Genomic DNA, 9,111 nt, shown 5'->3' on the forward strand with positions numbered 1-9,111 from the left:
ACCCAGACAACTTCCTGGCCGCCATCAAGCTGGTGTCAGCCCGCATTTGGATCCGCAGTTATGAGTCCACGACCTAGTTCGCCAGCTTCAGGCCTCTGGCGTGCTGGCCGCCGCAATCCGGGCCGACGCTGCCGCCAGGGCCTTGAGTTGCTCCTGGTGCCACTCAGCCCTGGCAAGATAGGCCTGCTTTTCCTGCTTAATCAGGATCCGCGCGGTGATGTCATGATGGATCACGACCGCATACGCGGCACCATCGTGCTTCAGTCGGGACACCCGAAGCTGGAACCATCTCTGCTCATTGGGGGAGTGGCACGGATACTCCAGGACAAAGGTGCGGTCGCCAGCCAGGACCGACCGGATGCCGGTCGCAGCCGCTTTCGCGCAGGGAGCATCGCCTCCCGTCGCACGCGCGAGCACCTCAAGGTAGTTGACGCCGATTTGCGAGCTGTCACGGGCCTGATTGGCGTGACCGAAGTCCTGCCACGCCCGATTGGTGGCGACAATCGTTCCAGACTGGTCAAGAACCGCGATTGGGCAGTGACAGCGTCCAGGACGCGCTGAGCCGACGGGACGGCTGGGATTCCGATCTGCTCTGACCTAGGTGTTTGATCCCAGGGTTTGATGGTGCGATATTATCTCTGGAATGGAGGGACGCGCTATGGGCCAGGTTCTCCATGGGAGCGCCACGACGACTGAGGCGATCCGTCGAGCAATACAACATAGTCAAGCGAGCCTGAGGGCCCTGGCCCAGCGCCATGGCATCAACCCTAAGACCGTCGCCAAATGGAAGAAGCGGGACGCCACCGCAGATCGCCCGACGGGACCGAGAGCACCGCATTCCACGGTGCTCTCGGCCCAGGAAGAGGCAATCGTCGTCGCCTTCCGCAAGCACACCCTGCTGCCGCTGGATGACTGTCTCTACGCCCTGCAAGCCACCATCCCGCACCTGACCCGCTCCTCGCTGCATCGCTGTCTGCAGCGCCATGGCATCAGCCGCTTGCCCGAGGTGACCGGCGACAAGCCCGCCAAGAAGAAGTTCAAGAGCTACCCGATCGGCTATTTCCACATCGACATTGCGGAAGTGCGCACTGAGGAGGGAAGGCTCTATCTGCTGGTTGCGATTGACCGCACCAGCAAGTTTGCCTTTGTGGAGCTGCACGAGAAGGTGACCACCGGCATCGCCGGCGACTTCCTGCGTGCGCTGATCAAGGCCGTGCCTTACAAGGTGTACACGGTCCTGACTGACCATGGCATTCACTTCACCACGCCCAGCAACACCGCTTCGGCAGCCCCGCTGATCAAGAAAGCGATGAAACGAGGCGAGATCTTCCGGGCCCATGCGTTTGAGTATGCCTGTGCCCAGAACGATGTGGACCATCGCCTGACCAAGCCGAGACATCCCTGGACCAATGGTCAGGTTGAGCGGATGAACCGCACCCTCAAGGACGCGACGGTCAAACGCTACTACTACGACAGCCATGACCAACTCCGGCAGCATCTGGCTGACTTCGTGAGCGCCTACAACTTCGCTCGAAGGCTCAAGACCCTAAAGGGCCTCACACCCTACGAGTTCATCTGCAAAACCTGGCTCAAGGAGCCCAAACGCTTCAAACTTGATCCGGTCCATCAAATGCCGGGACTGAACATTCGACAAGTAAATGGTATTGGTCCTACACTGTGGAACCAGATACGCAGTGTGAACTACTGTAGAGCTGCACAGGATCGTTGCCCATTGGGCTGACGCAGGAGGCATCATGCAAGAGTTGGAGATGAGGATCGCCGTTGGTCAATTCAACGAATTAACGGACGAGAAACTTCGCTATGCGGCGCAGATCGGCGTCGCTGGCATCCAGCTCAACACCCCGATCATCCCTGGGGAGACGCACTGGGAGGAGAAAGACCTTTGTGGCCTAGTGGAGCGATGTAGGGAGTATGGCCTTCTCCTCGAAGCCATCGAGAATGTGCCAGTCCATTTCTACCATAAGGCGATGTTGGGCCTGGCAGGCCGTGACGAGCAGATTGAGCACTACCGGACCACGCTCCGCAACATGGGACGGGCCGGCATCCCTATCCTTGGTTTCCACTTCATGCCAAATTCTGTCTGGCGTACAGAACGCCTTGCACCGGGCCGCGGAGGGGCGGGCTGCACCAAGTTCGACATGACCGTTATCGAGGCTAGGTCTACGCCAGACGAGTGGCGCGAATATCTCCCCACGAGCCTTGGTCGGCAGGAGGCCATGCCCCTGTATGGCGAGGGCGATGCCGGCATCACGGCCGAGCACATGTGGGACAACTACATCTATTTCATCAAAGCGGTGTTGCCGGTCGCCGAGGAAGTAGGGGTGAAGATGGCGCTGCACCCCGACGACCCGCCTGTTCCAATGCTCGGCGGCGTGGCGCGCATCTTTGGCTCTCCCGCCGGCTTCAAGCGCGCATGGGAACTCAACCCGACGAGTCCGGCCTGGGGCCTTGACCTTTGCCTAGGCTGCTGCTCAGAAATGTCCGGCGGGGCCAAGAACGTTCGTGAGATGATCGAGTTCTTCGGACCCAAAGGTAAAATCTTCTACGTCCACTTTCGTGACGTTCAGGGTACCGTGCCGAACTTTCAGGAGTGTTTCATCGGCGAAGGGAACTTCGACCCCGCCGAGGCCCTCATTCTCCTCAAGACAAATGGCTTTACCGGTTTCCTACTTGATGACCACGTTCCTCACATGGATGGCGACACTGACTGGAACCATCGGGGCCGCGCGCACGCGATAGGCTACATGCAGGGGCTCATGCAAATGGCATCGCACTTGGCACCGCGCTGAGCGGTGGCGATCACTTTACGACTGCAAAAAAGACGAACGCGCTTGGTTCGCAATGGCGTAGCAGATCTCATCGTAAGCTTTCCAAGGGAGGAAACAGATGGTTACTCGCGGATCATGGACGAGACGAGGCTTCCTTCATGGTGCTGTTGGCACGGTCGCGCTCGGAATGAAAGGCCTCAGTGGCGCCTTCGCAGCTCCCTACGTGCTCCAGAAGGGGTCGAAGCTCACGTTTTGGGGAGGTCTCATCTTTTCCGACAAAGCCAATAAATTGCTCCAGGAGGCCGTGAAGACCTGGGGTGATCAGAACGGGATCACCACGGAAGTTGTGATGATCAACCAGAACGAGACCGTACAGAAAGTGTCGGCAGCAATCGCGTCGAACACCATGCCGGACGCCCTCGATATGAGTCTCGATCTTCTTATGGTGCTGTCGAAACAGGGTGTCTTCCTACTGCTTGACGACGTGTACGATTCGATCGGCAAGGCGCATGGCGGTTGGTTCGCTCCAGTGGCCGCGGCCACCGACACCAGTAAGGTCGCAGGCGGACGCACCGGCATCCCCTTCGGCGTATCGGGCAACCTGCTCCTGCGGCGCACTGATCTCCTCAAGTCAGCAGGCTTCGAGAATCCACCGGCCACCTGGCAGGAACTCGTGCAGCAAGCTGCGGTCGTGACCAAGCCGCCCGTGTTCGGGCTCGGCCTCGCGTTCTCGAACGTGGGCGACGGCAACGTGCAGATTTCCGCCCTGCAATCCTTCGGAGGCCGGATTGCCGACGACACTGGCACCAAAGCGACGATAAAGTCGAACGAGACCCGCGAATACCTACGCTGGGTCAAGGATGCCTGGGACAAGAAGGTCTTCCCACCCGGCAATACAACCTGGGATGGCGCAGGGGACAATCAGGCTTACCTTGCGGGACAGACAGCCTTCATCGCCAATACGGGCTCGGTTGGTATCGCGGCCAAGACCCAGGACCCAGAGCTTTACAAGGACACAGCTTATTCCTCTCTACCCGCAGGGCCGAAGGGAGTGATCTCACCGATCCAGCCGCAGGTTCGCGCAGTATTCAAATCGAGCAAGAACCCGGAAGCGGCAAAGGCGCTTATTGAGCATCTCGCCCAGCCGGCTTTCATGAATGCATATTTCGACGCGGCCATTTACGGGCCTGTGCTACAGGACCAATCCAAGTTCAGGGGGTTTACACAGGACTCGATCCTTTCGGGCCTACTCGACCTCGTCCAGAAGGGGACCGCGCCGGGCTATCCGGACGTCTACAATGCGGCTTATGCCGATATGTGGAACAACTTCGTCGTGCCTAAAATGATTCAGCGCATCGTGATCGACAACTGGGATTTCGAACGCGCCATGGACGAGGCGCAGGCTCAGACCCAGGCCATCTATGACAAGTACAAATAGAAGCAGCGGCACTTGACTTCGGTAGCACTTAGTAGGCGGATGCCAGCACCTTCAAAGCTGCACCGTTCGGCCAACTCCTGAGGATGCAACGAAGTTCCGGATCTGTCCGAATACAGCCGAAAGACCAAAATTATGCGACAGCGGCCATCCCCGACCGTCAAATCACGCCCGTCCGCAGAGGCGCAGCAGCAGCTCTTCGCATACGCTCTCGTCCTACCAGTAGTGTTGCTCCTCGTTGGGCTCGTCGGCTATCCGCTCTTCTACGCGGTCTATGTTTCGTTCACAAACATGGTCGTCGGCGGCGGTGGCGACTGGATCGGACTTGCCAATTACCGGTATCTCGCAGGATCGCCGGTCTTCACCAGCGCAATCTGGAATACCGTTGTTCTTGTTGTCGTCAGCGACGTGTTCAAGCTGGCGATTGGGCTTGGGCTCGCATTACTCGTCAACGAGCGCATCCCAGCTCGCGGCCTCTTCCGATCCCTCCTGATGCTGCCTTGGGCCATGCCCGCCTTCGTCGCTTTCTTGACTTGGCGCGTGCTCTACCAACCCATTGGGGGAGGCATTAATCTGGTACTGACGAGCACAGGACTGTACCCCGGCATCGTCGACTGGCTCGGCCAGCGGTCGACTGCTATGCCGGCTGTCATTGTGGCCTCGGTTTGGCGAGGCTTCCCGTTCTGGTTCGTCAGTATTCTGGCAGGTCTACAGAGTATTCCAGCCGAGCTCTATGATGCCGCACGCGTGGACGGGGCTAATGCTTGGCAGCGGTTTCGCGCCGTCACTTGGCCTGGCATCAGGAGGATCGTGATAATCACGACCCTCTTGTCCTCAATCTGGACTGCAAACTCCTTTGAAAGTGTATGGCTATTGACGCAGGGTGGTCCCTCCGACGCCACCATGGTGTTCCCAGTTCTGGCCTATTTCGGCATGCAAACGCAACGCATCGGAGAGGCTGCGGCCGTGTCCGTGGCCATGCTTCCGGCACTTCTTATCCTCGTCTTCATGACGACGTCGCTCATGCAAGGCGACGGCAATGAGCAGGACTGAGCAATGCGAATTTATTCGGAGCTGCTGGGTCGGCCCTTAATTGCAAGACTCGCGATCGTTGCAGTGATGGCGCTCGTGCTCGCCCTCGTTCTCTTCCCCGTCTACTGGATGGTGATCACGTCTCTTAAGCTTCCGCGCGAGATCTTCCGGGTACCGTCCCTCTGGCCGCAGGTTTTTACCGGAGCAAACTACCGCATTCTCATTGAAGACAAGGACTTTCTCATCGCCATCCGCAACAGTTTCGTCGTGGCCTCTTCGGTAACGCTGATATCGCTCGTGGTCGCATCGCTTGCAGCTTACTCGTTGGTGCGGTTCCGCTACCGTTTTAAAGGGCTCATCGGACGGCTCATTCTATTCGCTTATCTCACGCCCACCTCGCTTCTCTTCATCCCACTGTCGATCCTGATCGCGCGTCTGCAACTCGGGAACACACTTTACGGATTGATATTTGTCTATTTGACCTTCTCTCTTCCAGTGAGCACCTGGATGCTACAGGCATACTTCGCAGCGGTACCGCGTGAACTTGAGGAGCAAGGCATGATTGATGGCCTCAGCCGACTTGGAGCTTTGTTCCGGATCGTGCTCCCGCTCTCGGCGCCAGGCCTCGCCGCTGTCGCGATCTTCACTTTCACCGGAGCCTGGAATGAGCTTCTTCTGGCACTTGTGCTGATCACATCCGAATCGCGCCGAACGGCGCCGCTGGCCCTCAATTATCTCATCACCAGTGATGTTCTGCCGTGGGGGCCGCTGATGGCCGGCGCCGTTCTGTCCTCGATCCCACTAGTGATCCTTTACTTCATGGCACAGCGGTTCATCGTGCACGGGTTGACGGCCGGTTCGGTGAAAGGCTGAACGTCCGAGAAGCGTGCAGGGTCGAATGTGAATAAACTGGAATCGCAAAAATCGTCGTCATCGGGTTGCGCCTGCCGCTCGCTCTGGCCCATTCCTGCGAGAGCGAACCACATAGGGAGCAGCTATAGAATCTGGTGCGATCGTCGGAATTTCTACGGCTCTCATGATGATCAAAGTGGATGACCGATGCCGCAAGTTCTCCCAGGCTGAAGCGCTTGAGCTGAAGAGCAAGGCGAATGCCCTTTCCAAGCAGATCTATAAGAGGCCAGAGCCGAACCGCCTCTGACAGGAACATTCTCCGCTTTCGACCTCCTTTGAATCGTAGTGAGACCGGGGGCTTCGCGATAGGGCTTTTCCCTTTGGATGTGAGATTTCCCCCCTTCTATTGAATCTATTTCTTTGGTGGGCGAAAGAATTTTCGCACCCCTACCATGCTGAGCAACGGGTTGAGCCTCTTCCTTTTGTAATGGGTGGGCCTCAACCAGGTTGGTTAGGTAGATCGTTGTCCGCCCAAGCCGATCCGGGCTTGAGCGAACCAGAAAGCCAGCCTGCTCGAGTTGACGGTAATGGTTCTGGATGGTCCTTGGAGACACCCCGAGATCAGCCGCCAGCCACGAGGTGCATGTCTGCAGTTGCTTTTGCCGGCCGCAGCGGGAGATCAGGTACACGAGGGTCGTAACCGCCCCGGTGCTGAGACTGGGATGAACCAACACATCGATACTGAACCGCCGAACGTACCGACTGAAGGAACAGCGGCGCCGAGACAGGCGTGTTCGACGTGTCACTGCAGGAGTTCGGGGACGCCGCTCCTTGGGCTTAGCTTCCCGCTCCGGAAGCTCGAAGAACGCCGCAACCTGATCTCTCGTCCAGCGCCCTTCATGGATGCCCTCTTCCGCGATTGCTGCTTGCTGGGGACGGGATACCCTCCCCATAGTCTCCAGCAGGTCGAACGCACTAGTCATGGCCAGCCTCATCATAAAACTGACCAATAGAAGCTAAATCTTTGGACTTACTGTCAAATTACTATAGGGCACATAGTAGGTCTGACCCGCGGCCTCAGTAGGTATGACGCGCGACCTCGGTAGGTCTGACCTACTATCTCAGTAGGTCTGAGCCGCACTCCTTCCCAGGAGCGATTCAAACCTACTGCCCGACCCGCCAGATTCGGTAGGTTTGACCCGCACCTGCCGGCCACCGGGCCCGATATGCTCGCCCAGACCTCGGTTCGGAAAGGGTTGATTCGCGATCGGCGCCATCATGAGAGGTTTGAACGGCACTTACGATTGCTGTCTCCGACTCCCGCCAGGCTAGTAGGTTTGACGCGCACTTAGAGTGGCGGGTTGAAATCGCATTTCCTCAACTCCGTATGAATAAGCCCTAGATTCGCTGACCGCGAAGCCTCTTGAACATTCGCCATTCTGGAAACGCGACCCAGACCTACTACACGCGCGATCCAAACCTACTGAATGTGCGGCTCAGACCTACTATGTGCCACGGCAAACCCATCAGGTTAAGCGATTTGGCATTGCCTAGTTTGAACACCTACGTACCTTGACCGGCGAGGAGACGCATTATGTCGAAGGCTTTGAAGCCCATGGCTATCATCCGCGAAAGCCTCCAAGGCGAGCTTTGGGTGGTAGAAGAACCTGGCATTACTAATACGATCTCCTTATGGGATGTGGCTCCTCGTTCCATTCCCTCTCGCGCCTCCGACGATCTGAAGGACGGGAAATACCTGAAGACCTTGGAACGGACATTCACGCTTGCTGGCAAGATATACCAAGTCACCCTCAAGCCAGCCCGCATCAAGGACAAGAACGGCAAAGAAAGCGAGCAGTACCCTGGCGAGCGCGAGCGTCTAGTCGAATGGGTTATCCGCCGTATCGCCGCGATGCGTAACAGGATCAGCCTCAGCGCTAAGGACGAAGTCAATGTCTCGTTCAGCATCAACGAGGTAAAGGCTGAGCTCGCCCGAACCGGTCACACATACAGCTACTACGAGATCGTCGAGGCGCTCACTATCCTTCACCAGTCCACCGTCGAAATCATTCGAATTGATGTCGGGGGTGATGGGGAGATCCATGAACGGGTGATCTCCAGCGCTGCCTTTCCCCAGCTTGCATTCGCCAACAGAGGCAAGGAGCGGGCTAAATCGACGGTCCAGTTCAATTGGCTTGTTTCGCAAGCGATGATGCATCTGGACTTCCGCCAGATGAACTACGAAGCCGTCATGAAGATGCGAGGACCGATCGAGCGTTGGATCTACATGCGCCTCAATCACGATGTGCTATATCATCGCATGAACCCGCATATGCACGTGATATATGCCCAGGAGGTCATTGACGGATCGGCCCTTTCAACCAAGCGTCCGCGTGACGCGATGCGCCGCATCACGGAAGGCATGGAAAACCTTAAAGCTGACGGCGTTATCAAGGAGCTTCAATGCGACGACATCACCGCGGGTAAGCGCAAGGTCGATATCAAGTATACTATCACGGTCTCTGAAACCTTCGTTGACGAAACGTCACGTTCCTTGCGTCGGGCCAATGAAAATATCGCGGATTATCGAGCAGTTGTCGGCAGTGATCCAAATAGTTTCGTCCCTTCCGATCCGTTTAAGAAAGAAAAACTTCGCCGAATCCGCACCAAGCGCTTGGCCGATCAGAATGTCACGCAGCGCCTTCTATAATTATGCACTTAGCTGGAGTTTGGCACTTTCAGGTGGGGAAGCATGCGGCCTCTGTGAGGCGGTTGAGCAGCGCCCGTGGGATTTTCACCTGCTCCCGGTCCTGCCGGGACATTTCAAAACTGGCGCCCCACAGTTTTGCGCGCACAACCGCCAGAGCATCGCTGAAGGTCGGGTGAGATTTCACATACCAAGCGGCGCATCGTGGCTTCCAGCCCTCGTTGAGAACCTCATCCGCCCACACCGTCACCAACGAGAACAGGCCGAGCAACGCTGGCGTGGTGCGGGCGATCGCC

Annotated in this window: 7 protein-coding genes and 1 pseudogene; 6 read left to right on the forward strand and 2 right to left on the reverse strand. The window is 57.5% G+C overall.

Annotated features, from left to right (window positions below; translation table 11 throughout):
• Nucleotides 1-87: 87 nt before the first annotated feature.
• Entirely contained in the window at nucleotides 88-531 is a 444-nt protein-coding gene (locus JKL46_RS33390; RefSeq protein WP_201842691.1) for a PAS domain-containing protein, read from the reverse strand.
• Nucleotides 532-658: 127 nt separating this feature from the next.
• On the opposite strand from JKL46_RS33390, the gene JKL46_RS33395 reads away from it, so the two are divergent.
• The 6 genes from JKL46_RS33395 (at nucleotide 659) to JKL46_RS33420 (ending at nucleotide 8,818) form a co-directional block, all read left to right on the forward strand.
• A complete protein-coding gene (locus JKL46_RS33395) occupies nucleotides 659-1,741 on the forward strand; it encodes an IS481 family transposase (RefSeq protein ID WP_201842679.1) in 1,083 nt (360 codons plus the stop codon).
• 13 nt (nucleotides 1,742-1,754) lie between these two features.
• Entirely contained in the window at nucleotides 1,755-2,810 is a 1,056-nt protein-coding gene (locus tag JKL46_RS33400; protein WP_201842681.1) for a mannonate dehydratase, read from the forward strand.
• Nucleotides 2,811-2,976: 166 nt separating this feature from the next.
• On the forward strand, nucleotides 2,977-4,227 hold the full coding sequence (locus JKL46_RS33405) for an ABC transporter substrate-binding protein (protein WP_201842683.1): 1,251 nt from the start codon (nucleotides 2,977-2,979) through the stop codon (nucleotides 4,225-4,227).
• A gap of 132 nt (nucleotides 4,228-4,359) precedes the next feature.
• Nucleotides 4,360-5,277 (forward strand): carbohydrate ABC transporter permease, encoded by a 918-nt coding sequence (locus JKL46_RS33410; RefSeq protein ID WP_210381545.1) that lies wholly within the window; start codon nucleotides 4,360-4,362, stop codon nucleotides 5,275-5,277.
• A gap of 3 nt (nucleotides 5,278-5,280) precedes the next feature.
• The gene (locus tag JKL46_RS33415) at nucleotides 5,281-6,129 is read left to right on the forward strand and encodes a carbohydrate ABC transporter permease (RefSeq protein WP_201842687.1); all 849 of its coding nucleotides are present in this window, start codon (nucleotides 5,281-5,283) and stop codon (nucleotides 6,127-6,129) included.
• A gap of 1,573 nt (nucleotides 6,130-7,702) precedes the next feature.
• Complete coding sequence (locus JKL46_RS33420) at nucleotides 7,703-8,818, forward strand: hypothetical protein (protein WP_201842689.1); 1,116 nt, start codon at nucleotides 7,703-7,705, stop codon at nucleotides 8,816-8,818.
• Nucleotides 8,819-8,846: 28 nt separating this feature from the next.
• Here JKL46_RS33420 and JKL46_RS33425 read toward each other — a convergent pair.
• A pseudogene (locus JKL46_RS33425) lies at nucleotides 8,847-9,111 on the reverse strand (IS701 family transposase); the annotation flags it as partial.

The organism is Microvirga zambiensis WSM3693, from assembly GCF_016735695.1.
Taxonomy (GTDB): Bacteria; Pseudomonadota; Alphaproteobacteria; order Rhizobiales; family Beijerinckiaceae; genus Microvirga; species Microvirga zambiensis.